The organism is Bradyrhizobium sp. Ai1a-2 (genome assembly GCF_000426245.1).
In the GTDB taxonomy this organism is placed as follows: domain Bacteria; phylum Pseudomonadota; class Alphaproteobacteria; order Rhizobiales; family Xanthobacteraceae; genus Bradyrhizobium.
Genome location: NZ_AUEZ01000022.1, coordinates 62,864 through 88,876, shown reverse-complemented (window position 1 = coordinate 88,876; position 26,013 = coordinate 62,864). Strand labels below are relative to the sequence as shown.

At 62.8% G+C, this 26,013-nt stretch carries 22 protein-coding genes, 1 tRNA gene and 1 pseudogene; 9 read left to right on the top strand and 15 right to left on the bottom strand.

Going from position 1 to position 26,013, the window contains the following annotated elements; genetic code table 11:
- Positions 1–20: 20 nt before the first annotated feature.
- From K288_RS0117065 to K288_RS0117035, 6 genes are all read right to left on the bottom strand, one after another.
- Positions 21–425, bottom strand: coding sequence for a GFA family protein (locus tag K288_RS0117065; protein WP_027580644.1), 405 nt, complete (start codon positions 423–425; stop codon positions 21–23).
- Positions 426–546: 121 nt separating this feature from the next.
- A complete protein-coding gene (gene lon / locus K288_RS0117060; RefSeq protein ID WP_027580643.1) occupies positions 547–2,970 on the bottom strand; it encodes an endopeptidase La in 2,424 nt (807 codons plus the stop codon).
- A 314-nt stretch (positions 2,971–3,284) separates the two neighbouring features.
- Entirely contained in the window at positions 3,285–4,559 is a 1,275-nt protein-coding gene (gene clpX, locus K288_RS0117050; RefSeq protein WP_024515407.1) for an ATP-dependent Clp protease ATP-binding subunit ClpX, read from the bottom strand.
- Positions 4,560–4,986: 427 nt separating this feature from the next.
- Positions 4,987–5,622: an ATP-dependent Clp protease proteolytic subunit gene (locus K288_RS0117045; protein WP_027580642.1), complete on the bottom strand. Its 636-nt coding sequence runs from the start codon at positions 5,620–5,622 to the stop codon at positions 4,987–4,989.
- A gap of 241 nt (positions 5,623–5,863) precedes the next feature.
- Complete coding sequence (gene tig / locus K288_RS0117040) at positions 5,864–7,225, bottom strand: trigger factor (RefSeq protein WP_027580641.1); 1,362 nt, start codon at positions 7,223–7,225, stop codon at positions 5,864–5,866.
- A 155-nt stretch (positions 7,226–7,380) separates the two neighbouring features.
- Positions 7,381–7,465 (bottom strand) — tRNA-Leu (locus K288_RS0117035).
- A 149-nt stretch (positions 7,466–7,614) separates the two neighbouring features.
- On the opposite strand from K288_RS0117035, the gene K288_RS0117030 reads away from it, so the two are divergent.
- Complete coding sequence (locus K288_RS0117030; RefSeq protein WP_027580640.1) at positions 7,615–8,910, top strand: multicopper oxidase domain-containing protein; 1,296 nt, start codon at positions 7,615–7,617, stop codon at positions 8,908–8,910.
- Positions 8,911–8,928: 18 nt separating this feature from the next.
- Positions 8,929–10,014: an enolase C-terminal domain-like protein gene (locus K288_RS0117025; RefSeq protein ID WP_027580639.1), complete on the top strand. Its 1,086-nt coding sequence runs from the start codon at positions 8,929–8,931 to the stop codon at positions 10,012–10,014.
- 99 nt (positions 10,015–10,113) lie between these two features.
- Here K288_RS0117025 and K288_RS0117020 read toward each other — a convergent pair whose 3' ends face one another.
- Positions 10,114–11,613 carry a bifunctional ADP-dependent NAD(P)H-hydrate dehydratase/NAD(P)H-hydrate epimerase gene (locus tag K288_RS0117020; protein ID WP_027580638.1) on the bottom strand — a complete coding sequence of 500 codons (1,500 nt, stop codon included), beginning with the start codon at positions 11,611–11,613 and terminating at the stop codon, positions 10,114–10,116.
- 356 nt (positions 11,614–11,969) lie between these two features.
- Here K288_RS0117020 and K288_RS0117015 point away from each other — a divergent pair, with 356 nt between their 5' ends.
- From K288_RS0117015 to K288_RS0117005, 3 genes are all read left to right on the top strand, one after another.
- Positions 11,970–12,308, top strand: a complete 339-nt coding sequence (locus K288_RS0117015; protein ID WP_011441447.1) for a P-II family nitrogen regulator — start codon at positions 11,970–11,972, stop codon at positions 12,306–12,308.
- A 149-nt stretch (positions 12,309–12,457) separates the two neighbouring features.
- Entirely contained in the window at positions 12,458–13,867 is a 1,410-nt protein-coding gene (glnA, locus tag K288_RS0117010; protein WP_027580637.1) for a type I glutamate--ammonia ligase, read from the top strand.
- A gap of 104 nt (positions 13,868–13,971) precedes the next feature.
- Positions 13,972–14,205 carry a hypothetical protein gene (locus K288_RS0117005; protein WP_027580636.1) on the top strand — a complete coding sequence of 78 codons (234 nt, stop codon included), beginning with the start codon at positions 13,972–13,974 and terminating at the stop codon, positions 14,203–14,205.
- Between the two features lie 26 nt (positions 14,206–14,231).
- On the opposite strand, the pseudogene K288_RS54735 reads toward K288_RS0117005, so the two are convergent.
- Positions 14,232–14,349: pseudogene (locus K288_RS54735) on the bottom strand (SAM-dependent methyltransferase); the annotation flags it as partial.
- A 240-nt stretch (positions 14,350–14,589) separates the two neighbouring features.
- On the opposite strand from K288_RS54735, the gene K288_RS0117000 reads away from it, so the two are divergent.
- Both K288_RS0117000 and K288_RS0116995 read left to right on the top strand, forming a co-directional pair.
- Positions 14,590–15,882: a PepSY-associated TM helix domain-containing protein gene (locus K288_RS0117000; RefSeq protein ID WP_027580635.1), complete on the top strand. Its 1,293-nt coding sequence runs from the start codon at positions 14,590–14,592 to the stop codon at positions 15,880–15,882.
- A gap of 477 nt (positions 15,883–16,359) precedes the next feature.
- Entirely contained in the window at positions 16,360–18,345 is a 1,986-nt protein-coding gene (locus K288_RS0116995) for a TonB-dependent siderophore receptor (protein ID WP_027580634.1), read from the top strand.
- Positions 18,346–19,191: 846 nt separating this feature from the next.
- Here K288_RS0116995 and K288_RS0116990 read toward each other — a convergent pair.
- The gene (locus K288_RS0116990) at positions 19,192–19,965 is read right to left on the bottom strand and encodes a gamma-glutamyl-gamma-aminobutyrate hydrolase family protein (protein WP_027580633.1); all 774 of its coding nucleotides are present in this window, start codon (positions 19,963–19,965) and stop codon (positions 19,192–19,194) included.
- Between the two features lie 260 nt (positions 19,966–20,225).
- Here K288_RS0116990 and K288_RS0116985 point away from each other — a divergent pair, with 260 nt between their 5' ends.
- Positions 20,226–21,365 carry an AI-2E family transporter gene (locus tag K288_RS0116985; RefSeq protein ID WP_051334582.1) on the top strand — a complete coding sequence of 380 codons (1,140 nt, stop codon included), beginning with the start codon at positions 20,226–20,228 and terminating at the stop codon, positions 21,363–21,365.
- Between the two features lie 6 nt (positions 21,366–21,371).
- Here the strand turns inward: K288_RS0116985 and K288_RS0116980 are convergent, their stop codons facing one another.
- The 6 genes from K288_RS0116980 to K288_RS0116955 form a co-directional block, all read right to left on the bottom strand.
- Positions 21,372–21,668, bottom strand: a complete 297-nt coding sequence (locus K288_RS0116980) for an antibiotic biosynthesis monooxygenase family protein (RefSeq protein ID WP_027580631.1) — start codon at positions 21,666–21,668, stop codon at positions 21,372–21,374.
- 97 nt (positions 21,669–21,765) lie between these two features.
- Positions 21,766–22,002 carry a hypothetical protein gene (locus K288_RS0116975; protein WP_027580630.1) on the bottom strand — a complete coding sequence of 79 codons (237 nt, stop codon included), beginning with the start codon at positions 22,000–22,002 and terminating at the stop codon, positions 21,766–21,768.
- A 60-nt stretch (positions 22,003–22,062) separates the two neighbouring features.
- Positions 22,063–23,280, bottom strand: coding sequence for a GGDEF domain-containing protein (locus K288_RS0116970; protein ID WP_027580629.1), 1,218 nt, complete (start codon positions 23,278–23,280; stop codon positions 22,063–22,065).
- Positions 23,281–23,512: 232 nt separating this feature from the next.
- Positions 23,513–23,989, bottom strand: a complete 477-nt coding sequence (gene rpsI, locus K288_RS0116965; RefSeq protein ID WP_043160061.1) for a 30S ribosomal protein S9 — start codon at positions 23,987–23,989, stop codon at positions 23,513–23,515.
- A 1-nt stretch (position 23,990) separates the two neighbouring features.
- Positions 23,991–24,455 (bottom strand): 50S ribosomal protein L13, encoded by a 465-nt coding sequence (rplM, locus tag K288_RS0116960; protein WP_027580627.1) that lies wholly within the window; start codon positions 24,453–24,455, stop codon positions 23,991–23,993.
- 157 nt (positions 24,456–24,612) lie between these two features.
- Positions 24,613–25,041 carry a PaaI family thioesterase gene (locus tag K288_RS0116955; RefSeq protein ID WP_027580626.1) on the bottom strand — a complete coding sequence of 143 codons (429 nt, stop codon included), beginning with the start codon at positions 25,039–25,041 and terminating at the stop codon, positions 24,613–24,615.
- A gap of 86 nt (positions 25,042–25,127) precedes the next feature.
- Here K288_RS0116955 and K288_RS0116950 point away from each other — a divergent pair, with 86 nt between their 5' ends.
- A complete protein-coding gene (locus K288_RS0116950) occupies positions 25,128–25,949 on the top strand; it encodes an enoyl-CoA hydratase (RefSeq protein ID WP_027580625.1) in 822 nt (273 codons plus the stop codon).
- Positions 25,950–26,013 lie beyond the last annotated feature (64 nt).

The window sequence follows — 26,013 nt, the reverse complement described above, 5'->3', positions numbered from 1 at the left end:
CGAGGCGCAAGGTGGGTCCATCATTCAGTCGCAAGCCCCGGCAACGCCTTGAGATCGTTGATCCAGGGTGCGGCCGAGCGGCACCAGATCTGGCGTTGCGGCTGCAACTGGTCGCGCTGGCGGATGCTGCCCCAGCGGATCCCCCAATCCTCGGGGCCGCCATTCTCGCCGCTCGTGAACAGCGGGGAACCGCATTCCGGGCAGAAGTGCTGGAAGCGGATCAGACCGTTGTCGCCGGGCTTGGCGTAGATTTTCGGCGACTTGCCCGTGAGGCGGATTGCCTCGCCGGCGCAGATCACGGTGACGCGATACGGTGAGCCGGTCAGCGTCTGGCAATCCGTGCAGTGACAGATCGAGACCCACTCCGGATCGATCTCGGCCTCAAAGGTCACGAGGCCGCAGTGACATTGTCCGTCGATCTTCATTGCGCCTCCGCGTGCTCTCTGTCCTGGCGCGCTATTTTCGAACGAAACTCCAATAACAAAAACGGTGATAACAAAAACGGCGCCTGAAGGCGCCGTTCGTTGTTCAAGCAATCCAGTCTGGTCAGTGCGCCGTCAAGCCGCCGGTCTCTTCGGCGGAGTCGGGCTTGACGTCGACCTTGGTCTCCTCATCCCAGACGATCGGCACGGGCACCCGCACCAAGGCCCTGGCGACGACCTCGTCGAGACGGGAGACCGGGATGATCTCCATGCCGCCCTTGATCGCATCGGAAATCTCCGTGAGATCCTTGGCGTTGTCTTCAGGGATCAGCACCGTCTTGATGCCGCCGCGGGCGGCAGCCAGGAGCTTCTCCTTCAGACCGCCGATCGGCAGCACGCGGCCGCGCAGCGTGATCTCGCCGGTCATCGCGACATCGTGGCGGACCGGGATGCCGGTCATGACCGAGATGATCGCGGTGGCCATGGCCACGCCTGCGGACGGACCGTCCTTCGGCGTTGCGCCCTCCGGCACGTGCACGTGGATGTCGCGCCGGTCGAACAGCGGCGGCTCGATGCCGTAGTTGATCGCCCGCGAGCGGACATAGGACGCCGCAGCCGAGATCGACTCCTTCATCACGTCGCGCAGGTTGCCCGTAACCGTCATCTTGCCCTTGCCGGGCATCATGACGCCTTCGATGGTCAACAACTCGCCGCCGACATCGGTCCAGGCCAGGCCGGTAACGATACCAACCTGATCCTCGCTCTCGATCTCGCCGAAGCGGTACTTCGGAACGCCGAGGAACTCTTCAATGTTCTTCTCGGTGACCTTGACCGACTTCTTCTTGGAGATCATCAGCTCCTTCACCGCCTTGCGGGCAAGTGTGGAGAGCTCACGCTCCAGGTTGCGCACGCCCGCTTCGCGGGTGTAGCGGCGGATCATCAAAAGAAGCGCATCGTCGTCGATCGACCATTCCTTGGAGTCCAGACCGTGCTTGGAGAGCGCGTTCGGGATCAGGTGCTTGCGCGCGATCTCGACCTTCTCGTTCTCGGTGTAGCCGGCGATCCGGATGATCTCCATGCGGTCCATCAGCGGGCCCGGAATATTGAGCGTATTCGCGGTCGTGATGAACATCACGTTCGACAGGTCGTAGTCGACCTCCAGGTAGTGGTCGTTGAAGGTCGAGTTCTGTTCGGGGTCCAGGACCTCGAGCAGCGCCGACGACGGATCACCGCGGAAGTCGGCGCCCATCTTGTCGATCTCGTCCAACAGGAACAGCGGATTGGAGGTCTTCGCCTTCCGCATCGACTGGATGATCTTGCCGGGCATCGAGCCGATATAGGTGCGGCGGTGACCGCGGATCTCGGCCTCATCGCGCACGCCGCCGAGCGAGACGCGCACGAATTCGCGCCCCGTCGCCTTCGCGATCGACTTGCCGAGCGAGGTCTTGCCGACGCCGGGAGGCCCGACCAGGCACAGGATCGGTCCGGTCAGCTTGTTGGCGCGCGACTGCACCGCGAGATACTCGACGATGCGGTCCTTGACCTTCTCGAGTCCGTAGTGGTCGGAGTCCAGCACCGCCTGCGCGGCTTCCAGGTCCTTCTTGACCTTGGACTTCTTGTTCCACGGGATCGACAGCAGCCAGTCCAGGTAATTGCGCACCACGGTCGCTTCCGCGGACATCGGCGACATCTGGCGCAGCTTCTTCAACTCATGCTGCGCCTTCTCGCGCGCTTCCTTGGACAGCTTGGTCTTGTTGATGCGCTCTTCCAGATCGGCGAGCTCGTCGCGACCTTCGTCGTCGCCGAGTTCCTTCTGGATCGCCTTCATCTGCTCGTTCAGGTAATATTCGCGCTGGGTCTTTTCCATCTGGCGCTTGACGCGCGAGCGGATGCGCTTCTCGACCTGCAGGACCGAGATCTCGCTCTCCATCAGGCCCAACACCTTCTCCAGGCGCTGGGTGACCGACAGCGTCTCCAGGATAGCCTGGCGATCGGCGATCTTGACCGCCAGATGCGAAGCGACGTTGTCGCTGAGCTTGGCGAAATCGGTGATCCCCTGAACCACGCCGACGACTTCGGCGGAGATCTTCTTGTTGAGCTTCACATAGCTCTCGAAATCGGACACGACCGAACGCGCCAAGGCTTCGGCTTCAACCGAATTGGCGTCGGTGTCCGCGAGTGCGACCGCGGTCGCCTCGTAGAACTCGCTGCGATCGGAGTATTTCTCGACACGCGCGCGCTCGAGCCCTTCGACCAGCACCTTCACGGTGCCGTCGGGCAGCTTCAGCAGCTGCAGCACGCTGGCGAGCGTCCCTGTCTCGTAGATCGACTCGGGCGCCGGATCGTCGTCGGACGCATTCTTCTGCGTCGCGAGCAGGATCAGCGCGTCGTTCTTCATCACTTCTTCAAGAGCGCGGATCGACTTCTCGCGGCCGACGAAGAGCGGCACGATCATGTGCGGGAAGACGACAATGTCACGGAGCGGCAGCACCGGATAAGAATGGCTTTCGCCGTAGACAATCGATGGCCGGGGTTTTGAGGTTGTCATTGGCCTATTCCTTTCGTTGTGCCCCCTTGCACGCGGCCCGCCTGCTTGCGCAACCACCACAAGGTGCCTGTATGATCCGAATGTCGCTCGGCCCTCGGCCGCTTCCCGTTTCGGATTTCAGATGACGAATCTCAAGACGTAAATTTTCATCACCGACAGCATTAGGTGGCTATCGGCCGTGGGGGTGTCAAGTACATAGAAATACCGGAAAATCCGGAATAAACACGCAGCATTAATTACATCGAAATGGCCGCCGGAAATCCCGGCAGCCATCCTATTGTCACCTATCCGGCCGCCGCGGCCGACGAGCGCGATCAGGCGCTCGCGCTGCTCTCGACGGCGCGGTCCGAACGATCCGCGTAGATGTACAGCGGACGGGCCGTTCCCTCGACTACCTCGCGCGAGATCACGACTTCCTCCACGCCTTCGAGGCCCGGAAGATCGAACATGGTCTCGAGCAGGATGCTCTCCAGGATCGAACGCAACCCGCGCGCGCCGGTCTTGCGCTCGATCGCCTTGCGCGCGACCGCGCCAAGCGCCTCGTCGGCAAAGGTCAGCTCGATATTCTCCATCTCGAACAACCGCTGATACTGCTTGACCAGCGCGTTCTTCGGATCGGTCAGGATCTTCTTCAGCGAGGCCTCGTCGAGATCCTCCAGCGTCGCGACCACCGGCAGGCGGCCGACGAATTCCGGGATCAGGCCGTACTTCAGCAAATCCTCCGGTTCGACGTGGCGGAAGATCTCGCCGGTGCGGCGATCTTCCGGCGCGAGCACCTGCGCCGCGAAGCCGATCGAGGTCGAGCGGCCGCGTGCGGAGATGATCTTCTCCAACCCGGAGAAGGCGCCGCCGCAGATGAAGAGGATGTTGGTGGTGTCGACCTGGAGGAATTCCTGCTGCGGGTGCTTGCGGCCGCCCTGCGGCGGAACGGAAGCCACCGTGCCTTCCATGATCTTCAACAGCGCCTGCTGCACGCCCTCACCCGACACGTCGCGCGTGATCGAGGGATTGTCGGACTTGCGGCTGATCTTGTCGATCTCGTCGATATAGACGATGCCGCGCTGCGCGCGCTCGACATTGTAGTCGGCCGCCTGCAGCAGCTTCAGGATGATGTTCTCGACGTCCTCGCCGACATAGCCGGCTTCGGTCAGCGTCGTCGCATCAGCCATCGTGAACGGCACATCGAGGATGCGCGCCAGCGTCTGCGCAAGCAGCGTCTTGCCCGAACCGGTCGGACCGATCAGTAGGATGTTCGACTTCGCGAGCTCGACGTCGTTGTGCTTGGTCTGATGATTGAGCCGCTTGTAGTGATTGTGCACGGCAACCGACAGCACCTTCTTCGCATGGCTCTGGCCGATGACATAGTCATCGAGCACCTTGCAGATTTCCTTCGGAGTCGGGATGCCGTCGCGCGACTTCACCAGCGAGGACTTGTTCTCCTCGCGGATGATGTCCATGCAGAGCTCAACGCATTCGTCGCAGATGAAAACGGTGGGACCCGCGATCAGCTTGCGGACTTCGTGCTGGCTCTTGCCGCAGAACGAGCAATATAGCGTGTTCTTGGAATCGCTCGTGCCGACCTTACTCATTCTTATCTCCGTCCGCCGTTCGAACCCGTCGCTCCATCGACCTACCGGTACTGCCCGGGCCTTAGGTGTACATAGAGCAAAAACCGTACCAAAAAAGACCCTACTTAATACTGATCCGGCGAATCGCGGTTCAGTCGAATCTCCCCCGCAATTACATCCGATAAGCCAGAGCCAACCATGCTGTCACCCGACTATCAAGAATTCGCTAACCGGGGGCGTACCTGGCACCGTGACAATACCGTGATTTATAACCTCCACACGTGGATAACCTGTCGAAAACGCACGGTCGTACGACATTGCCACGCGACAGCGCGATACGAAAGCGGAACTTTCTGCCCAAGTTGGGACATACTGCACCGCAATCGCCTGAGTTTGCCGACAGGGATTTCGTCGTCAACGCCAAAATCGCGCAAGCGATCCCGTAAGACTACGCAGCTTTCGCGGCAGCCGGATCCTCAGGACGCTTGTCGATCACCTTGTCGACGAGACCAAACGCCTTCGCGTCATCAGCCGTGAGGAACTTGTCGCGCTCGAGCGCATCCTCGATGGCCTTGTAGGTCTGGCCGGTGTGCTTGACATAGATTTCGTTCAGCCGCTTCTTGAGATTCAGGATCTCCTGCGCGTGCAGCATGATGTCGGTGGCCTGGCCCTGGAAGCCGCCGGAGGGCTGATGCACCATGATGCGCGAATTCGGCAGCGTGAAGCGCATGTCCTTCTCGCCGGCGGCGAGCAAGAGCGATCCCATCGAGGCCGCCTGGCCCGTGCACAGCGTCGATACCGGCGGGCGGATGAACTGCATGGTGTCGTAGATCGCAAGACCCGATGTCACCACGCCGCCGGGCGAGTTGATGTACATCGAGATTTCCTTCTTCGGATTCTCCGCCTCGAGGAACAGGAGCTGCGCGACGATCAGCGTCGACATGCCATCCTCGACCGGGCCGGTCACGAAGATGATGCGCTCCTTCAGGAGGCGCGAGAAGATGTCGTAGGCGCGCTCACCGCGGTTGGTCTGTTCGACGACCATCGGCACGAGGTTCATGTAAGTTTCGACGGGATCGCGCATGGGATTACCCCTGAGAGTTGGCGGGCCCGAACGTCCGTCGGTGACCCGGACAGACGGTCGTCCCGTGATGCAGGACTGCGTTAAGCTGCGCTCAGATATGCGCCATTTTGGCGGCGGCAAGACCGCACAGATGGCTAGGTCCGAACGCGGCAACTCAAACCGATTCGGCTGTTCCCGCCTAGCGACGGAATGCCGTCGCCGGGCCGGTTTCGCCGTTCATCATTAACATGATGTGCCGAGATTACGCCGCAGTTTTCTCGGCGTCTTCATCCTTGAACAGGTCTTCCTTCGAGACCTTTTTCTCGGTCACGTCGGCGAGCTCGAGGATGAAGTCGACCACCTTGTCCTCGTAGATCGGGGCGCGCAGCTGGGCGAGCGCCTGGGCATTGTTGCGGTAGAAGTCCCAGACTTCCTTTTCGCGGCCCGGCATCTGACGCGCGCGCTCGATCACGGCGCGGCCCACCTCGTCGTCGGACACGGTGATCTTGTTCTTCTCGCCGATCTCCGACAGCACGAGGCCGAGCCGCACGCGGCGGTCGGCGATCTTGCGGTACTCTTCCTTGGCGTCGTCCTCGGTGGTGTTCTCGTCGGCAAACGTCTTGCCGGCGGAGTCCATCTCCGCCTTGATCGAGTTCCACATCAGGTTGAACTCCTCGTCGATCAGCGACGGCGGCGCCTCGAACCTGTGGTTCTCGTCGAGCTGGTCGAGCAGCGCACGCTTGACGCGCTGACGCGTCGCGGTGGCAAATTCGGTCGTCAGCCGCGCCCGCGCGGCTTCCTTCAGCCTGTCGAGCGATTCCAGTCCGAGCGTCTTGGCGAACTCGTCGTCGATCACGGTCTCGCCGGGAGCTTCGACGGCGGTCGCGGTGGTCTCGAACTCAGCCGGCTGGCCGGCGAGCTTTTCGCTCGCATAGTTCTTCGGGAACGTGACCTGCAGCGTGCGCGTCTCGCCGACGCCGATGCCGATCAACTGCTCCTCGAAGCCGGGAATGAACTGGCCGGCGCCGAGCACGACCTGGATGCCCTCGCCGGTTCCGCCCTCGAAGGCTTCGCCGTTGATGGTGCCCTTGAAGCTTATAGTGACGCGGTCGCCGTTCTCCGCCTTCGCGCCCTCGCTCTTGGCTGCGTAGGGGCGGCTCTGGTCGGCGATGCGCTTGATCGCCTCGTCGACATCGGCGTCGGTCACATCGACGACCGGCTTCTCGACCTTGAAGGTCTTGAAATCGGCGAGCGCGATCGGCGGCACCACTTCGATCGAGACAGTGTAGGTCAGGTCGCTCTTGCCGGCGAGCAGCTCCTCGACCTCCTTCGTCTCGGTCGGCATCGTGATCTTCGGCTCGGTCGCAAGGCGGAAGCCGCGGTCGGTGAAGATCTGCGTGTTGGTGTCGCGAATGGTCTGGTCGATGGTCTCCGCCATCACCGAGCGGCCGTAGATCTTCTTCAGATGGCTGACCGGCACCTTGCCCGGACGGAAACCGTTGATGCGGACCTTGTCCTTCAGGTCCACCAGTTTCGCGTCCGCCTTGGCATCGAGGTCGGTGGCGGGAACGCTGATCTTGAACTCGTGTTTCAATCCCTCGTTAAGGGTCTCGGTGACCTGCATCTTCTTCTTCCGCTCCTGTCGCGCCTCCGCGGGCGCGACTGTGTCAATGGTTCGACGCGTGGCTCAACGCCTGCGCCGGTGGTTTGGCGGACCTGCCTCCCGAAACAGGAGACAGGCCCTCCAGAAAGGGATCATGCAAACGCTGGAAGAGCGCTTGGTGCGGGTGGAGGGACTCGAACCCCCACAACTTTCGTCACTGGAACCTAAATCCAGCGCGTCTACCAGTTCCGCCACACCCGCTTGGCGCATCATGTCCGGCCGCGATGCCGCGGGCGGCGGCTTATAGCATGGCCCTGCCCCCACGCAGCAAAAAAATGGCCTTTTTCGCATGCCCCCTCGGCCCAACGGCCGCTAGACTTACAGGTGTAAAAATGGACCGGATCGAGCCGATGGCAAGCCTTTTCCCGATGCTCGATCGACGCACCCTGCTGGCCGGACTGGGCGCCGCCGCACTGGAGGCAGCCCTTCCCGCCGCAACCTTGGCGCAAGCCCGCCGAACGCTCGCCATTTCCGCGAGACCCGACAGCCTGGTGCTGCGCCAGGGTGGCACGGCCACGCCAATCTGGTCCTTCCCCGGCGAGGACGTCAGGGCGAATCGCGGCGAGGCCATCGCGCTGACGCTCGGCAACGATCTTCCCGCGCCACTTGCATTGTATTGCCGGGGAATCGACGGCGCTCCGACCGCCGAACCCCTGCTCGCCCGCGCGCCGCTTGCCGCCGGGGCAAAGGAGAGTTTCCAGCTTCCGCTGCGCCATGCCGGCACATTCCTGTGCGATCCCGGCCTCCTGAATGACGGCCAGCCGCTGCCATTACGCGCAAAACCACTGGTCGTCCTCGAAAGCGAACGGGTCCCCGTCGACCGCGACGAAATTCTCCTGATCGAGGAATGGCGGCTGCGTCCGGATGGTACCGCCGTTGCGTCGGGGGCGGACGCCAAGGATACCACGCCGGTCTATACCGTTAACGGCCGAACTTCATTTGAGCTCTCAGCACGCGCCAATGAACGCTTGCGCCTTCGCTTTATCAATGCCTCCCAACGCACTGTACTTGCAGCAAAATTGGAAGGCCACGAGGTCCGCGTCATGGCCATCGACGGCGAACCTGCCGAGCCGTTTCCGGCGCGCAACGGCGCGCTGGTGCTCGCACCGGGCGGCCGCGCCGACGCCTTCATCGATGCCGCCGCGACCGCATCGATCCTGCTCCATGACGGCAAGGAAGCGCGCCCCATCGGGCGGCTGGTACTCTCTGGCGAGGCGCCGCTGCGCCCCGCCCCGCTGCCATCGGCGCCGCCGCTCCCGTCAAACGGCCTGCCGGCGCAACTCGACCTCAAGAATGCGCAACGGGTCGAACTGGTCCTCGGCACTCCGGCCGACTGGACACGTCCGGCCAGCTTCGCCCCCTCCACGCCGCCCGTCTTCCGGACGAAGGCCGGCCGCGCGGTGGTGCTGGCGCTCGCCAATCGCGCGCCGCTCGCCACCGTCTTCCACCTTCACGGTCATCACTTCCGCCTGCTCGACCGGCTCGACGACGGCTGGAAGCCGTTCTGGCTCGACACGCTCGCAGTCGAACCCGGCCAGACCCAGCGCATCGCCTTCCTGGCCGAGCATACCGGCCGCTTCCTGGTCGAACAGGTCACAACCGACTGGGCGGCGCCAAGGCTCTTGCGATGGTACAGTGTTGAATAAGAACAAGGGGAAACGACCATGAGCCAAACCGTTCCAGCCATCCGCACCATCAAGGCGCGCGCCGTCGTCGTGCCGCTCAAGCGTCCTGTGAAGAACGCCTTCGGCGTGATCGATTCCGGACCGCTGGTCCTGATCGATATCGAAACCGATCAGGGCGTTACCGGCCGTTCCTACATCTTCGCCTACACCAAGCTCACACTTAAACCGCTGGTTCACCTGGTCGAGGAGACCGGGCGCGAGCTCGTCGGTAAACCGGTCGCCCCGTTCGACCTGATGAAGGCGATGGACGCCAAATTCCGCCTGCTCGGCTGGCAGGGTCTGGTCGGCATGGCCGTCTCCGGCCTCGACATGGCCTGTTGGGACGCGCTGGGGCAGATCGCGAACAAGCCGGTGGTCGAATTGCTCGGCGGATCGGCGCGTCCGCTCCCCGCCTATGACAGCTATGGCGTGGTCGATCCCACAGCCGATGAGCGGGCGCTCCGCCGCTCACTCGACCAGGGCTTTCGCGGCGTCAAGATCAAGGGCGGCGACGGCGATGCCGCCAACGACGAACGCGTAGTCAAGGGCGTGCGCGCCGTCATCGGGCCGGACATCGCCTTGATGATCGACTTCAACCAGTCGCTCGATCCGGCGGAAGCCGAGCTCCGCATCGCCCGCCTTGCGCCCTACGACCTGCATTGGGTCGAGGAGCCCGTGCCGCAGGAAAATCTCTCCGGCCACGCCAGTGTCCGGATGGACTCGCCGATCCCGATCCAGGCCGGCGAGAACTGGTGGTTCCCACGCGGCTTCGCCGAGGCCATCTCGGTCGGCGCCAGCGATTTCATCATGCCCGACCTGATGAAGGTCGGCGGCGTCACCGGCTGGCTGCAGGTCGCAGGTCAAGCGGACGCCGCCTCGATCCCGATGTCGAGCCATCTGTTCGCGGAGGCAAGCTCCCACGTGCTCGCGGTGACACCGACCGCCCATTGGCTCGAATTCCTCGACTTCGCCGGCGCCATCCTGGCAAAGCCGGCCGAGATCATCGACGGCGCCGTCACCGCCCGCGGCCCGGGCCTGGGGCTAGAATGGAGCGAAGCAGCGGTTGCGAAATATCAGGTGACGTAGCCCACTGCCGTAGGATGGGTAGAGCGCAGCGAAACCCATCATCTCCGCCGCAGATGCAAATCGATGGGTTTCGCTGCGCTCTACCCATCCTACGCCCTCTCAATACTCAATCCCCAATCCGTCATACAGCCGGCGGAAGACTGCCGGCAGCGTCTCGGGAAGGTCTTCGGCGATCAGGCCCGGCCCCGCTTCCACCGCGGCTTCGCCGTGCATCCAGGCGCCCATGCTGGCGCCCTCGAAGGCGGGCACGCCTTGCGCCAGCAACCCCGCGATGATGCCGGACAGCACGTCGCCGGCGCCGGCAGTGGCGAGCCAGGGCGGCGCGTTCGAGGCGATGGTGGCGCGGCCATCGGGCGCGGCCACCACCGTGTCGGGTCCTTTCAACAATACCACCGCGCCGGAGCGCTCGGCGGCGGCGCGTACGCGCTCGAGCTTGGAGCGACCGGGATGCTTGTTGCTGATGTCGCTGAACAGCCGCGGGAACTCACCCTCATGCGGCGTCAGCACGACCGGCGCACCGTCCGATGCCTTGATCGCCTCGAACAACCGCTCCGGCGCATCGGCAAAGCTGGTCAGCGCATCCGCGTCCAGCACCAGGTTGCGCTTGGCCGCGAGCGCGGTGTGGACGAAATCGCGCGTGCGCGGGCCGACGCCGGCACCGGGCCCGATCACGCTCGTGTTCATCCGCCTGTCGTTCAGGAGATCGGCGAACTGGATCGCATTGTCGACCGCGCGCACCATCACCGCCGTCAGCGCCACGGCATTCACCACCAGCGCATCGCTCGGCGAGGCCAGCGTCACCAGGCCCGCTCCTGCCCGCAGCGCGCCGCGCGCGGCAAGCCGCGAGGCGCCGGTCGCGGCGAGGTCGCCGGAAACGGCGAGGACGTGACCGCGGGAATATTTGTGGCCGTCGATCTTCGGCACCGGAAACGCGCGCTGCCAGGTCGACGGAACGTTCTCGAAGGTTGCGGGCCGGATTTCCTCGAGCACCTTCGGATCGATGCCGATGTCGGCGACGCGCACACGGCCGCAATACATCCGGCCCGGCAACAGCAGATGCGCCGGCTTGCGACGGAAGAAGGTCACGGTCTCGGTGGCGCGGATCGCAATCCCCATCGGGACACCGCTGGTGCCATTGATGCCGCTCGGCAGGTCAACGGCTAGCACCGGCGTGCCATGGGCGTTGACAGCCTCGATCATCTCGTAGGGTTCGCCCTTCACGGGACGGTTGAGCCCGGCGCCGAACAGCGCATCGATGATCAGTGCGGGCTTGCCGATCGCCTGCGGGTTGAACGGCAGCACCGGATACTTCCAGCCGCGTGCAGCGAGCGCCGCATCGCCCCTCAGGCTGTCGCGCTCGCACAGCAGGATGACCGAGACCTCCCGCCCTCGTGCGGCGAGTTCGGCGGCGGCGACAAAGCCATCGCCGCCATTGTTGCCGCGGCCCGCCACCACCAGGATCGGCCCCTCCTCGACCAGGTCCATGGCCGCTTCGGCGACCGCCTGCCCCGCGCTCATCATCAGCGAAAAGCCGGGTGTGCCCTCGGCGATGGTCAGCCGATCGGCGCGTTCCATTTCAGCCGTGGTCAGGACTTCCATGCTGAATCCTCAATCTATCAGCCTTTTCGAGAGGCATCTCGCCCGGCTCGCGTCGATCTTCCGCCGGTGATTGCACACCAATTCATCCGTTTGCCTATTTCGCAGGCTTCGGTATCATGGGGCGCTCGGTCCAACCTTGTCTGTCTGCCCGTTAAAAGGCTGATAACATTCCGAAATCAGGGACATTTACAACTTGGCATAGACCCTGCTTTTGAGGAAGCCGCTCGGAACGGCCCGCCCCGTGCGGCCGTGGCGAGCGTTTCCGGCTCCGCCGGGAGTTGACGGATCGAACTGATTGCGCCACGCGCATCGAACCTAGCTGCACTTGTATTCTGGAAATGCCCGGGAGGCCTTCAGTGAAGAAAATCGAAGCCATCATCAAGCCGTTCAAGCTCGACGAGGTGAAAGAGGCGCTTCAGGAAGTCGGACTTCAGGGCATCACGGTAACGGAGGCCAAGGGGTTTGGACGGCAGAAGGGTCACGCCGAGCTTTATCGCGGCGCGGAATACATCGTCGACTTCCTGCCCAAGGTGAAGATCGAGATCGTGATCGGCGACGACCTGGTCGAGAAGGCGATCGATGCGATCCGTCGCGCGGCGCAGACTGGTCGCATCGGCGACGGCAAGATTTTCGTTTCCAACATCGAGGAAGCGATCCGCATCCGGACCGGCGAATCCGGGCTGGACGCTATTTGAGCCCGGTGCTATCCGCAATCTTGCGACCCAATAAAGAATAAGGCTGCCTTTGGCGGCCTGATTTCGTTTGTATCATCGCGCGAAACCTGGCCAAGCGAGAACAACGTCGCTCACCTGGAAACCGACCCGCAAAGTCAAAAGGGATACTCATGAAGACCGCCAAAGACGTCCTGAAATCGATCAAGGACAACGACGTCAAATACGTCGATCTTCGCTTCACCGATCCGCGCGGCAAGTGGCAGCACGTGACCTTCGACGTCGGCATGATCGACGACGAGGTCTTCGCCGAAGGCACCATGTTCGACGGCTCCTCGATCGCCGGCTGGAAGGCGATCAACGAGTCCGACATGTGCCTGATGCCCGATCCCGTTACCGCGACGATCGACCCGTTCTTCGCCGAGACCACGATGGTGATCACCTGCGACGTGCTCGAGCCGACCACCGGCGAGCCCTATAACCGCGATCCGCGCGGCATCGCCAAGAAGGCGGAAGCGATGGTGAAGTCGATGGGCGTGGGCGACACCGTCTATTTCGGTCCCGAAGCGGAATTCTTCGTGTTCGACGACGTTCGCTTCTCCTCCACGCCGTACAACACCGGCTTCCGGCTCGACTCCTCGGAGCTGCCGACCAATTCCGACACCGAATATGAGGGCGGCAATCTCGGCCACCGCATCCGCACCAAGGGCGGTTATTTCCCGGTGCCGCCGCAGGACTCGGTGCAGGACATGCGCTCGGAAATGCTCGGCGCCATGGCCAAGATGGGCGTCAAGGTCGAGAAGCATCACCACGAAGTCGCTTCCGCCCAGCACGAGCTCGGCATGAAGTTCGACACGCTGACGCTGATGGCCGACCAGATGCAGATCTACAAGTACTGCATCCATCAGGTCGCGCACATCTACGGCAAGACCGCCACCTTCATGCCGAAGCCGGTCTATGGCGACAACGGCTCGGGCATGCACTGCCACCAGTCGATCTGGAAGGAAGGCAAGCCGGTGTTCGCCGGCAACAAGTATTCCGACCTCTCGGAGACCTGCCTCTCCTACATCGCCGGCATCATCAAGCACGCGAAGGCCATCAACGCCTTCACCAACCCGTCCACCAACTCCTACAAGCGTCTGGTGCCGGGCTATGAGGCCCCCGTGCTGCTCGCCTACTCCGCGCGCAACCGCTCGGCCTCCTGCCGCATCCCCTACACCGCTTCGCCGAAGGCCAAGCGCGTCGAGGTCCGCTTCCCCGATCCGATGGCCAACCCCTATCTCGGCTTCGCCGCGATGCTGATGGCCGGCCTCGACGGCGTCAAGAACAAGCTCGATCCGGGCCCGGCGATGGACAAGGACCTCTACGACCTGCCGAAGGAAGAGCTGAAGTCGATCCCGACCGTATGCGGCAGCCTGCGCGAGGCGCTGGAAAATCTCGACAAGGACCGCGCATTCCTGAAGGCCGGCGGCGTGTTCGACGACGACTTCATCGACGCCTACATCGAACTCAAGATGACCGAAGTCGAGCGCTTCGAAATGACCCCGCATCCGGTCGAATTCGACATGTACTATTCGCAGTGAGTTTTCACCGCCGCAACGATGCGAAAGGCGCTCCGAGAGGGGCGCCTTTTTGTTTTGCGGCGTGATGCCACCAGTCCCGACGATGGACACCAAAGGAGAAGCTCATGCCGGCTCGAGCGATCTATCGATCCGTCCTTTGCGCCGTAGCGATGATCGGTGCCATCTCGACTGCTTATGGACTGAGCCTGGAGGAGATCACAGTGAAGCTCGAGCGTGAGGGCTATACCCAAATCCGCGAAATGAAATCCGGAAAGATCACCACCTTCCAGGCTGTGAAAAACGGCAAAGCCGTATCGCTTGTCGTCGATAGCAGCGGCCGCTTCAAAGAACTTCCGTAAAACCAAACTGTCTTCGCGACAGCTCGCTAGGGAACGATACCCCGGCCAGCCCATGCGACATTCGCAAACGACCTCGGACCGTCGGGCCGGCCGGCCTCGTAGGCATCGCGCGGCGCTGGCGCGCGCTCGCTCGGCAGCATCGAGTTATCGGCGGGGTGCGACGTGGGGACGCAGCGTTAAAGGCGGCGGCCTCACGTCACGGCCTTGCAACGCGTCATATGCCGCAACGACGAGCCCGAATGCGACACTAGAGAAATTCAAAAACGTGGTCGTATTGGATCAACCCTGGATGGGTTAGGACCAAGGAGCTCCGCGAACCTTCAGAGCGTTTCACCAGTTCAGGCGTTGAGCTGCTGTTCCCGACCGAGGGCATGAGGCCAGAGAATGAGAGCTCCGTTTGGAATCATCCACCGCTGGGCGGGCCTCATCACCGCTGCGTTTCTGTTTTTCTCCGGCGTGACGGGAGCGGTGATTTCCTGGGACCATGCCCTCGACGAATGGCTCAATAGCCGCCTCACCTCGGCGAAGACGTCCGGACCGGCCAGGCCGTCCACAGAACTGGCAAAGCTGATCGAGGATCGTGATCCGCGGGTGCGTGTCAGTTATCTCGTGACGACGCCAGAGGCCGGAGACGCCTTGTCGTTCTTCGTGGAGCCCGCAATCGACCCGGCAACTGGAAAGCGGTTTGAGCTGAACTACAATCAGGTGTTTCTCGACCCTGCGACCGGCGAAGAACTCGGCCGTCGTTACTGGGGCGCGGTATGGCCTGTGACGCGAGAAAACTTCGTCTCGTTTCTCTACAAGCTGCACTATACCCTTCACATTCCCGAGTTCTGGGGCAGCGATCGCTGGGGCACACGCCTGCTTGGCATCATCGCCATCATTTGGACTCTCGACTGTTTTGTCGGCTTCTACCTGACGCTGCCGGCGCGTCGTAAGAGCAGTGCCGCCAGACCCGCGGTCGTAACGCGCCAGCTTGACCGCGGCTTCTGGGCGAGATGGAAGCCGGCCTGGGTTATTAAGACAAAGGGAAGCGCTTACCGCATCAATTTCGACATCCATCGCGCCTTCGGCCTGTGGACTTGGGCTCTGCTCCTCGTCATTGCGTTCACCGCCTTTTCGCTCAATCTCTATTTCGAAGTGTTTTCGCCGCTCATGAAGACGGTGTCGAACTACACGCCAACGCCATATGAAGTGCGCACGCCTGCACCACTCGATCAGCCGGCCGCGCCCAAGCTTTCGTTCGCTGACATCATTGCAAAGGGCGAAGCGGATGGGCGAAGTCGCGGTTGGACTGAACCGGTCGGGGCGGTCTACTACGCCCGACAATTTGACATCTACAGCGTCAGCTTCTTCCGTCCCGGAGACGACCATGGTGCCGGTGGTGTCGGCCCGGCGCAGCTATATTACGATGGCCAGGACGGCCGCCCGCTCGGTGCGCGCGTGCCGTGGCAGGGCACAGCGGCTGACATCTTTGTCCAGGCTCAGTTTCCAATGCATTCGGGACGCATTCTCGGACTGCCGGGACGAATCCTTATTTCGCTGATGGGCATCGTGGTGGCGGCGCTATCGGTGACCGGCGTTGTGATCTGGTATCGCAAACGGCGTGCCCGGCTGGCTGCAAGAGCGAACAGCCAAAGCCGTTCTGCGCAGCAGGTGCTCGCCGCAGCGGAGTGATGCATCGGGAGCGTCAGTAGTTTGCCTGATAGCTGGATCGGCCCGTCCGAACGTTTCACCTAGAGTGCTTCTAATTCCAGATCTTGGAATCATTCCACATGGAGTTCTTCTAGTTCTAGATCTCGGAATAAAGCCTGAATCCACTTTCGACGCACTACCACCGTTGTTACCACTGCTAAGCAATATCAGTTGGACTGGGGCGGTGTAGCGGTGATGAACAATGCGAGATATCTCTTTGGCGCGTCGACCATTGCGTTTGCGAGTTTAGCATTCGACGTTTCTGCTTTTGGCCAGGCGTCCACTCAGTTGCCGCCGGTCGTTGTCGAACAAGCGAAACCGCGACCTGCCGTCCGTCCACAACGCTCTCAGTCTGCCCGGTCAGCCGCGCGACGCAACGCGACACGCGCCGCCAATCGTCCCGCCGCCGCTGCAGTCACCCCCGGCGCTGCCTCGACGCAGGAGACTGCCACGGGTCCCGTGCAAGGCTACCTCGCGACGGTGAGCGGTACCGGCACCAAGACCGACACGCCGTTGAGCCAGACGGCACAGTCTATCTCGGTCGTCAGCGCCGAGCGGATCCGGGATCAGGGCGCTACCAACATCCAGGAAAGCCTGCGCTACGTGCCTGGTGTATTCGCCGAGCCGGGCGGCGTCGATTCACGCAACGACTATTTCAAAGTTCGCGGCCAGGACCCAAACGTCTATCTCGACGGCACGCGGGTGAACAACCGCAATAACTTCAACGAGTGGCGCGTCGATCCTTATATGCTCGAGCGCATCGAAGTGTTCCGCGGACCTGCATCGGTGCTCTATGGCGACACCTCCACCGCGGGTCTCGTCAACCTGATTTCCAAGCGTCCGCGGGCAGAATCCTACAATGAAATAGGCGTGTCGTTCGACAATTTCGGTCGCAAGCAAGTCCAGATGGATTCGACGGGCAAACTGACCAAGGACGGTGAATGGCTCTATCGCTTCGTCGGCCTGTTTCGTGACAGCGGGACGCAGGTCGATTTCGTTCCTGACAATCGCATCCTGTTGGCGCCATCGCTGACCTGGCGACCGACGACGAACACGAGCTGGACCGTGCTCGGCGTCTATCAGAAGGACCGGACCGGCACCACCAACGGCTTCCTGCCGCGCGAAGGCACGCTCCTGCCGAGCATCAACGGCTACATCCCGCGTAACCGTTTCGTCGGCGATCCCAACACCGATCTGTACCAGACCGAAACCGGTGCCATCAGCAGCCTGTTCGAGCACAGCTTCAACGACGCGGTGAAATTCACCCAGAACCTGCGTTACGCCCACGTCGACGGCATCTATCGTTCCGTCTATGCGAATGTATTCTCGGCCGACCCCTTCCTTGATGCCGCGCGGCGCACGGTGGACCGCTACAGCGCCAATCAGCAAGTGTCGAACGATAACTTCACCATCGACAACAATATCCAGGTGAAGGCGCTCACCGGTGCGCTCGAGCATAAGGTCCTGTTCGGCGTGGATTATCGCGACGTCTATGCGCGCTCGTCCGTCGGCTCCGGCTTCGACCCGACGCCGTTCGATCTCTATGCGCCGGTTTATACCAGCGTCGATCTGCCTGCGCTGACGCGGGGTCCCGACGCACAGCAGACCCAGACCGGCCTCTACGCACAGGACCAGATGCGCCTCGGCCCCTGGCTCGCGACGATCGGGGTCCGGCAGGATTATGCCAGCACGCGCTATACCGGAGCAGACAGCGACAGGTCGGCGACAACCGGACGCGCGAGCCTGATGTATGAAACGCCGGTCGGCTTCAATCCCTACGTCGTCTGGGCGCAGTCGTTCAATCCGGTGTATTTCAGCCCGACCTTTGGCGGCAGCAATTGCGTTGACGGCCCCTGCAAGGACCAGCGCGGCGAGATCTACGAGGTCGGTTTCAAATACACGCCGATGCCGGGCCTCGCCATCAACGGCGCGATCTACGACACGGTAGAGAAAAATCGACTCGCGGCGTCAACCGATCCATCCAATCCATTCGCGTCGAGCCAGATTGGACAGGTCCGTATCCGCGGCGCGGAAATCGAAGTCATCGGGAAGGTCACGCCCGATCTCGACCTGATCGCCAGCTATTCCTACATCAATGCCAAGGTCGAACGCGGCGACAATGTCGGCAAAACCGTCGAGGGCGTGCCTGCCAACCAGGCCTCGCTGTGGGGCAAGTACCGCCTGAGCGCGCTCGGCCTCCGCGACGTCACGGTCGGCGCCGGCGTCCGCTACATCGGCGACTCCTACGAAGAGACCAACACCTACACCATTCCGGCCTATACTCTGTTCGACATGATGGTCGCCTACGATCCCGGCCTGTTCAGGCTGCAGCTCAACGTCAATAACATCGGTGACGAACGTTACGTGGCGGCGTGCTACGCGCGCGGCGATTGCTATTATGGCCTCGGACGCACGATCCTGGGAACCGCAACTTACCGATTTTAGACTCGGTAGTTGAGCCAAGGCGACTCATTGGCGTTAAGCGGACAGCGTTGAGATCAGCTCTTGGCCTATCGCGTCATTTCGCTGCTGCGCTGTGGATTGCTTCCGCCTTCGCTCGTTGAGCTACGGCGGACAAGTCGCTCCGCTCGCGACGACGATGTCGCTGGTTTGAGTGCGACAAATCAACCCGACGGGCAAATCAGGACGAAAGTCTGTCCAGCCCTCAGACAAAAAACATTCCGCTTCCGTCGTCGGGCAAATCAGTGATTTAACTCCGCGCGTCTCACGGCGGATGAGGGGCGGCTCGCGATCGTCACGAACGTTGCGGTGAGATGCGGTGGACGTGATGCGTATGACTGACGAGCACGCGCATCACGGACGGCGAAGTCGTGTGGTCCTGGCGCCCCGACGCTGGCGCTAAGCCTTTCGCGCGAACTTTGTTCGCGCTTGAGGTGACGGTGGCAAGAAAGCCCGGTCACCGGGGAGAGCACGAAGGAAACCGTAAAACCATCGCGCAGGGAAAGCCGGAATGCTTCGGTTGAACCTGTGGTCCTACCCCCGTGCTTTTTGTTGCACGGGACCCACGGGTGCAACCAGCACCCGGCTTTCCCTGCGCCCTCTGTTCAATGAGAGGGCGGAAAGTGAAGCAAAGCTCGGGCAATGCATGCCGCGAGAATGCGCACTCACATCCGCTGTTTGAATCAGACGTAGGATGGGTAGAGCGAAGCGAAACCCATCATTCGACCCGCTTGCTCCATCGCGATGGGTTTCGCTTCGCTCTACCCATCCTACGGAATCGCTGTTTGACAATGAAATCAGAACCAACTGCTCTCGCGGCGAGCAACGCCACTACGCCGCCGCGCGCTGCCGCTCGCGCAGCGCTGCGCCGAAAGCTTCGAACAGCTTTTTGTTGATCGGGTTGCGCTGCGGGTCATATTCCGCATGCCACTGCACACCGAGGGCAAAGCCCGGCGCGTCGGCGATCCGGATCGCCTCGATGGTGCCGTCCTCGGCGACGCCTTCGATCACGACGCGTTCGCCGGGCTTCAGGATGCCCTGCCCGTGCAGCGAATTGACGCGGATGGTCTCGCAGCCCAGGAGCTGCGCGAGAACACCGCCGGGCGTGAGCGTCACGTCATGGCGGTCGGCGAACACCACCAGCGGGTCAGGATGGATCTCGCCGTTGTCCAGCCTTGGCATGCGATGGTTGATGCGTCCCGGCAGTTCGCGAATCTCGGGATGCAGCGAGCCGCCAAAAGCGACGTTCATCTCCTGCAGCCCACGGCAGATTCCGAACAGCGGGATGCCGCGCGCGACACAGGCTTCCGACACCGCCAGCGCGACCTCGTCACGGTGGATGTCGTAAGGCTCGTGACTGATATGCGGCTCGCAATTGAAGCGTGTCGGGTGGACATTGGCCCGGGCGCCGGTGAGGACCACACCGTCGACCACGTCGAGCAAGGCGCCGACGTCGGTAATTTCAGGCGAGCCTGCGAACATCAGCGGAACGGCATCGACCACATCGGTGATCGCGCGCAGGTTGCGTTCCCCGACCATTTGAACCGTGAAACGATCTTCGATGCGATGGGCGTTTCCGATCACGCCGACCACGGGCCGTCTCATTGTTCAGCGTCTCGCGTAGGAATGATTTTCTATGTTTGTCATGGTTCCGGAGGGATAATGCCCCCGACCGGATCGCGGATCAACATATTATGCTTGCGGATCACATCGGCGTGGGACGCAGGCGCCGCGGGGTCAAGGGACGAAGCGCGGCCCCGCGGGCTGGGCTGGGCGGCCTGCCCTGCCCTGCGGACAGCGGCAAACCGGCGCGCGGGCGGCGGCTTGATCCCGGCGGGATTTTGGCGACAAGGTGAGAACAATCGATGCGCGAGGGAATCGATGTGAGACTACCGGGCGGCGACCGTCTTGAGACCCGCAACGATCTGGCGTGGGCGATCAGCGTTGGCGGCATCGGGATCGTGCTGTTCGCGGCGCTGCTGGCGCTCGCCTGGCACTATGCGGCGACGCTGTTCCTGATCTTCGCCGGGGTCCTGCTCGGGGTCGCGCTCAACGCCCTCACCAACCTGCTCGGCTACGGCGTCAAGCTGCCGCACGCGCTTCGGCTGACCATCGTCTGCCTGGCGCTGGCGGCGCTGTTGTCGGGCGTCGTCTTCCTCGGCGGGGCCACCATCGCCCAGCAGGCCTCCGCGCTCAGCGATACCATCAAGTCGCAATTGGTGAACGTGAAGTCCTTCCTCGAGCAGCATGGCATCGACACCAGCTACCTCGACTTCAGCAACCAGGCCTCCGCGCCGACGGACTCGTCGACACCGACGACCCCGGGCGCCGCAGCGACCCACAGTCTTCCGAGCGCCGGCGCGCTCGCCTCCAGCGGCGGCGCGATCATCAGCCAGACCCTGAAAGTCCTGCTCGGCACCGTGAGTGCGGTCGGCAACTTCTTCATCGTGCTGTTTCTCGGCCTCGCCTTTGCCGCGCAGCCCAGCATCTACCGCGCCGGGCTATTGTTCGTGATGCCGGCCCGACATCGGGAACAGGCGACCATCATCGTCGACCGCATCGGTGACACGCTGGAGCGCTGGCTGATCGCTCAGATCATCACCATGAGCGCGGTATTCTTCGTCACCTGGATCGGGCTCTCGATCATCGGCATCCAGAGCTCGTTCATCCTGGGCATCCAGGCCGGCCTGCTCGCCTTCATTCCGACGGTGGGCGCGATCCTGGGCGGATTGATCGTGGTGCTCGCGAGCCTTGCCTCGGGCTGGATCGCGGCGCTCTCGGCCTTCGTGCTGTTCCTCGGGGTGCACGCGATGGAAAGCTACGTGCTCACCCCGATCATCCAGCGGCAGGCGCTGGATATTCCGCCTGCCACGCTGTTTGCGTTCCAGATCCTGCTCGGGGTGGTGTTCGGCGTCTGGGGGCTCGCGCTTGCGCTCCCCCTGATGGCGATCGCCAAGGTGATGCTCGACCACTTCAAGGCCGAGGAGCCGCGGGTGGCGGCGTGAGAAGGCTCAGGCCGTCAGCACGGTCTCGGTATGCTCGACCTCCGGCGGCGCGGCAAAGAACGGTCCGACCAGTGCGCGCCAGGCGGCGAAGTCTTCCGAGCCGCGGAAATCGACGGTGTGGTTCTCCAGCGTCTCCCACTTCGCCAGCAGCCGGTAGCGCGACGGCTTTTCGATCGACTTGTGCAATTCGAACCCCTTGCCGCCCTTGGCGCGCAGAAACAGCGGGCGTGCTTTCTCTACCGCGGCTTCGAAATCCTTTTCAGAGCCGGGCTTGACGTCGATGAGTGCAATTTCGGTGACCATTGGGCTTCTCCCTGGAAAGGGCCCGTCTCTAGCTCAGCTTATCGAAAAGAAAAAGGCGCCTCGCGGCGCCTTCACCGATACGGGATGTAGCGCTGGCCTAATTGAACACGAGCACCGTGCCGAGGAGCATCAGCGTGATTCCCAGGAACATCAGCATCGGCCAGGGGCTGCGCGGGCGGCCGTAGCGGCCTTGGGCGCGGCGCTCGGCGATCAGCGCGGTCTCGTATTCAGCCGAGCTCGAGAACAGGCAGCCGAACCCGCCACGGGCGGTGGCGGCGGCAGCTTCGAGCGACAACAGGGAGGATTGGGGATTGTGAAGGCGGGTCGATTCCATGCCCGGGATGATAGGAATCGAGTGGTAAATGGAATCTTACCAATATCGATCAAGTTGCTCTCAAGCCGCGACCGGCCTCTCGCGCGCCGGCGGCGCGAGACCGGCGGTCTTGCGCCGCCAGTTCTCCAGCGACAGCGGCAATTCCTCCGCGGCCTCGACGCGGTTCCGACCGCCGCGCTTGGCCTGATAGAGCGCGGTGTCGGCGGCGGCGAGCAGCACCTCGAGCTCGGTGCCTGCGGGCCCGCCGGCAACGCCGATGCTGACGGTGGTATCGACCGGGCCTTCGTCGCAGACGATGCCGGAGGCCTGGAAGCATTCGCGCACGCGCTCGGCGGCGAGCACGCCCTCTTCCAGCGGGCACGGCAGCAGCGCCGCGAATTCCTCACCGCCGATGCGGCCGGAGAGATCGCTGATGCGCAGGTTGTTGACGACGACGGCCGAGAACAATTTCAGGATCTCGTCGCCGGCGGGATGGCCGAAGCGGTCGTTGATCGATTTGAAGTGGTCGATATCGAAGATCATCACCGTCACCGGACGGCCGGCCTCGGCTTCGCGTTCGATCACCCGTGTGCAGGCCTCGGCGAAGCCGCGGCGGTTGAACATGCCGGTCAGGGGATCCATCGAAGCCGCCGTCTTGTGCGCGGTCACCTCGCGGTCCGATACCAGCATGAAGATCACGAACACGGTACCGATCGCATAGAGGATGAGCTCGACCGAGAACACCGTCACCCAGATGCTTTCGCCGAACGCCGCATCATGCGGGCGCAGGAAATTGCCGAGCAGGATCGGCAGCAGCAGCACGCAGCCATGCAGCACGGGCACCGCGAGTGCAGGCCAGCGCCGCCGCATCGCGCGTCGCCGTTCCCTTCCCAATTCGGCTGCCGTGAGACACGCGTAGATCGCGATGATCGCAGCGCCGATGGTCAGCTTCAGCATGGGCCGTTCGGGCGACAAGGTCAGCGCGGCGCCGACCCACGCGATCGCGCCGAGCACGAGGCCGGGGATATTCGGCTTGCGGCCATGGAACACCCGTGCAGCATTCCACACCATGCCGCAGGCGATGAAGCCCACCGCATTCAACGCCAGCGAGGCAATTTCGCCAAGCATCGAGCCCGCGAGGGTCGATGCCGCAACCGAGGCCGCGCCGAGAAGATACGCACTGCCCCACCACTTCAACGCCGGAATCTTCTCCTGATTGCCGAAGAACAACAGCATGGCGCCGAGCATGGCGGCCACCATCGTGGCAAACAGATAAAGCGTCGAAATATCGAACGACATGAGCCCCGCCTGGTGCGTGTGATGAAAGCGTGTGATGCCACGTTCTCAAGGGCGCGATCCGAAAAGGATAGCGCTGCGTTAATACCGCTCAGGCTATGCGTGGCGCGTTGGCAATCCGTTTGCGTGCACACAAAAGTTTTCAGGAAAAACTGCGACAATTGATGTGCAAAGGCGCAGCAAAAAGGGCGCCTCGCGGCGCCCTTTGCAGTTGCTGCAAATTGCAGTGAAGCGGTTAGCGCTTCGAGAACTGGAACGACTTGCGCGCCTTGGCGCGGCCGTACTTCTTGCGCTCGACCGTGCGCGAGTCACGGGTGAGGAAGCCGCCCTTCTTCAGGACACTGCGCAATTCCGGCTCGAAATTGGTCAGCGCCTTGGAGAGGCCGTGGCGCACCGCACCGGCCTGGCCGGACAGGCCGCCGCCGGTGACCGTGCAGATCACGTCGTACTGGCCGGCGCGGGCCGCGGCGACCAGCGGCTGCTGGATCATCATCCGCAGCACCGGACGGGCGAAGTAGACTTCGACGTCGCGGGTGTTGACGGAGATCTTGCCGGAGCCCGGCTTGACCCAGACGCGGGCGACCGCGTCCTTGCGCTTGCCGGTGGCGTAAGCGCGGCCGTACTTGTCGATCTTCTTCACATATTTCGGCGCCTCGGGAGCCGCCGGCTTCAGCTGCGCAAGCTGGTCGAGAGACTGCATGGTATCGGACATCTTATGCGGCCCTCATGTTCTTGCGGTTCTGCGAGGCGAAATCGATCTTCTCGGGGTTCTGCGCTTCGTGCGGATGCTCGGCGCCGGGATAGACACGCAGATTACCCATCTGGACGCGGCCGAGCGGGCCGCGCGGGATCATGCGCTCGATGGCCTTCTCGACTACGCGCTCGGGGAAGCGACCCTCGAGGATCTGCTTCGCGCTGCGCTCCTTGATGCCGCCGATGTAGCCGGTGTGCTTGTGGTAGACTTTCTGGTCGCGCTTGCGACCGGTCAGCACCACATGAGCGGCGTTGATGATGATGACGTTGTCGCCGCAATCAACATGCGGCGTGTAGGTGGGCAGGTGCTTGCCGCGCAGCCGCATCGCGACCATGGTAGCGAGCCGACCGACCACCACACCCTTGGCGTCGATCACGACCCACTTCTTCTGCACCTCGGCGGGCTTGGCCGAAAAGGTTTTCATGAGAGCTGTCCGTGAAAATGAGTTTCCGGCGCAAGGCGTCGCGCCGGATTGGCGGCTTTCTAGAGAAGTGAGCGAAATTCGTCAACGCCGATCAGCGCGATTTAGTCCAGCAAAAACAATTACTTGTAAATAAGGTATAATAATACCTCCAGAAACCCTATTTGTTTGGAATGGAATAGGTCGCCGTCACGTGGGCAATCGGATCCGGGGAATCGCCCGAAAGCAGGTTGACCTCCCCGACCGCCAGCCGCTTGCCGAGTTTCAACAGCCTCGCCGCCGCCAGCACGTCCTGCCCCGGCTGGCCCTTGCGGAGAAAATTGATGTTGAGATTGGTGGTCACCGCCAGGCCAACCGGGCCGATCGCCGACAGCAACACCACGTACATCGCGAAATCGGCCAGCGCCATCAGCGTCGGGCCCGACACCGTGCCGCCCGGCCGCAGCATCCGCTCACTGTAGCGTTGGCGCAAAAGGCAGGTCCGGCCGTCGGCGCTCTCGATGGTGATGTCGTCCCCACTGAATGCCTGGGGAAACTCGTCGCGCAGGAACCTCTCCAGTTCAGCCACGCTCATTTTCGCCGACGCCATGCCGTCCCCGCCCTCGATTCAGCCCGCGTGTTACACTAAGTTGCGGCCAAGCCTTAATCGAAAAAAGCCTTAGTGGAAATTTGGAGATGCCCCAAGCTGCCCGTGCCGTCGCGCCGCAATCGCCGATCCTCCTGCGGGAGCAGGTCGGCAGCATCGCCGTGCTGACGCTCAACCGCCCCGCCGCGCGCAACAGCCTCTCCGAAGGCCTGATCGCAGAGCTGCATGGCGCGCTCAAGGAGATTCACGACAACCGAGCTGTGCGCGCCGTCGTGATCGCCGCCAACGGTCCTGCCTTCTCGGCCGGCCACGACATGAAGGAACTCACCGCGCACCGCAGCGATGCCGACCGCGGCCGCGCCTATTTCGCGGAGATCATGAACGCGTGCAGCGCGATGATGCAGGCAGTCGTGCATCTGCCAAAGCCGGTGGTCGCTTCCGTCCAGGGCATCGCGACCGCCGCCGGCTGCCAGTTGGTCGCAAGTTGCGACCTCGCGGTCGCCTCTGAGGATGCGGCCTTCGCGACACCCGGTGTCGATATCGGCCTGTTCTGTTCGACGCCGATGGTGGCGCTGTCGCGCAATGTTCCGCGCAAGCAGGCCATGGAGATGCTGCTCACGGGCGAGCCGATCTCGGCCGCGACCGCCCGCGACATCGGGCTCGTCAACCGCGTCGTACCAGCCGGCACCGAACGAGAGGCCGCGATTGCGCTGGCGCAAAAAGTCGCGCTGAAATCCGCCTACACTGTGAAGCTCGGCAAGGAGGCGTTCTACCGCCAGGCCGAGATGACCCTCGCGGACGCCTATCGCTATGCCGCCGAGGTGATGACCGAAAACATGATGGCGCAGGATGCCGAGGAAGGCATCGGCGCCTTCATCGAGAAGCGCGAGCCGAAATGGCAGGATAGATAGTTTCCCGTCATTGCGAGCGAAGCGAAGCAATCCATCTCCCCGCGCAGAAGCATGGATTGCTTCG

Coding starts and splice junctions, on each gene's coding strand:
- rplM (WP_027580627.1), bottom strand. CDS start 24,455: ATGAAAACCTTTTCGGCCAAGCCCGCCGAGGTGCAGAAGAAGTGGGTC.
- K288_RS0116950 (WP_027580625.1), top strand. CDS start 25,128: ATGCCCCAAGCTGCCCGTGCCGTCGCGCCGCAATCGCCGATCCTCCTG.
- K288_RS0116990 (WP_027580633.1), bottom strand. CDS start 19,965: ATGAGACGGCCCGTGGTCGGCGTGATCGGAAACGCCCATCGCATCGAA.
- K288_RS0117005 (WP_027580636.1), top strand. CDS start 13,972: ATGCCGGCTCGAGCGATCTATCGATCCGTCCTTTGCGCCGTAGCGATG.
- K288_RS0116955 (WP_027580626.1), bottom strand. CDS start 25,041: ATGGCGTCGGCGAAAATGAGCGTGGCTGAACTGGAGAGGTTCCTGCGC.
- clpX (WP_024515407.1), bottom strand. CDS start 4,559: ATGAGTAAGGTCGGCACGAGCGATTCCAAGAACACGCTATATTGCTCG.
- K288_RS0117025 (WP_027580639.1), top strand. CDS start 8,929: ATGAGCCAAACCGTTCCAGCCATCCGCACCATCAAGGCGCGCGCCGTC.
- tig (WP_027580641.1), bottom strand. CDS start 7,225: ATGCAGGTCACCGAGACCCTTAACGAGGGATTGAAACACGAGTTCAAG.
- K288_RS0116975 (WP_027580630.1), bottom strand. CDS start 22,002: ATGGAATCGACCCGCCTTCACAATCCCCAATCCTCCCTGTTGTCGCTC.
- K288_RS0116980 (WP_027580631.1), bottom strand. CDS start 21,668: ATGGTCACCGAAATTGCACTCATCGACGTCAAGCCCGGCTCTGAAAAG.
- K288_RS0116970 (WP_027580629.1), bottom strand. CDS start 23,280: ATGTCGTTCGATATTTCGACGCTTTATCTGTTTGCCACGATGGTGGCC.
- K288_RS0117030 (WP_027580640.1), top strand. CDS start 7,615: ATGGCAAGCCTTTTCCCGATGCTCGATCGACGCACCCTGCTGGCCGGA.
- glnA (WP_027580637.1), top strand. CDS start 12,458: ATGAAGACCGCCAAAGACGTCCTGAAATCGATCAAGGACAACGACGTC.
- K288_RS0117045 (WP_027580642.1), bottom strand. CDS start 5,622: ATGCGCGATCCCGTCGAAACTTACATGAACCTCGTGCCGATGGTCGTC.
- K288_RS0116985 (WP_051334582.1), top strand. CDS start 20,226: ATGCGCGAGGGAATCGATGTGAGACTACCGGGCGGCGACCGTCTTGAG.
- lon (WP_027580643.1), bottom strand. CDS start 2,970: ATGACAACCTCAAAACCCCGGCCATCGATTGTCTACGGCGAAAGCCAT.
- rpsI (WP_043160061.1), bottom strand. CDS start 23,989: ATGTCCGATACCATGCAGTCTCTCGACCAGCTTGCGCAGCTGAAGCCG.
- K288_RS0117065 (WP_027580644.1), bottom strand. CDS start 425: ATGAAGATCGACGGACAATGTCACTGCGGCCTCGTGACCTTTGAGGCC.
- K288_RS0117020 (WP_027580638.1), bottom strand. CDS start 11,613: ATGGAAGTCCTGACCACGGCTGAAATGGAACGCGCCGATCGGCTGACC.
- K288_RS0117000 (WP_027580635.1), top strand. CDS start 14,590: ATGAGAGCTCCGTTTGGAATCATCCACCGCTGGGCGGGCCTCATCACC.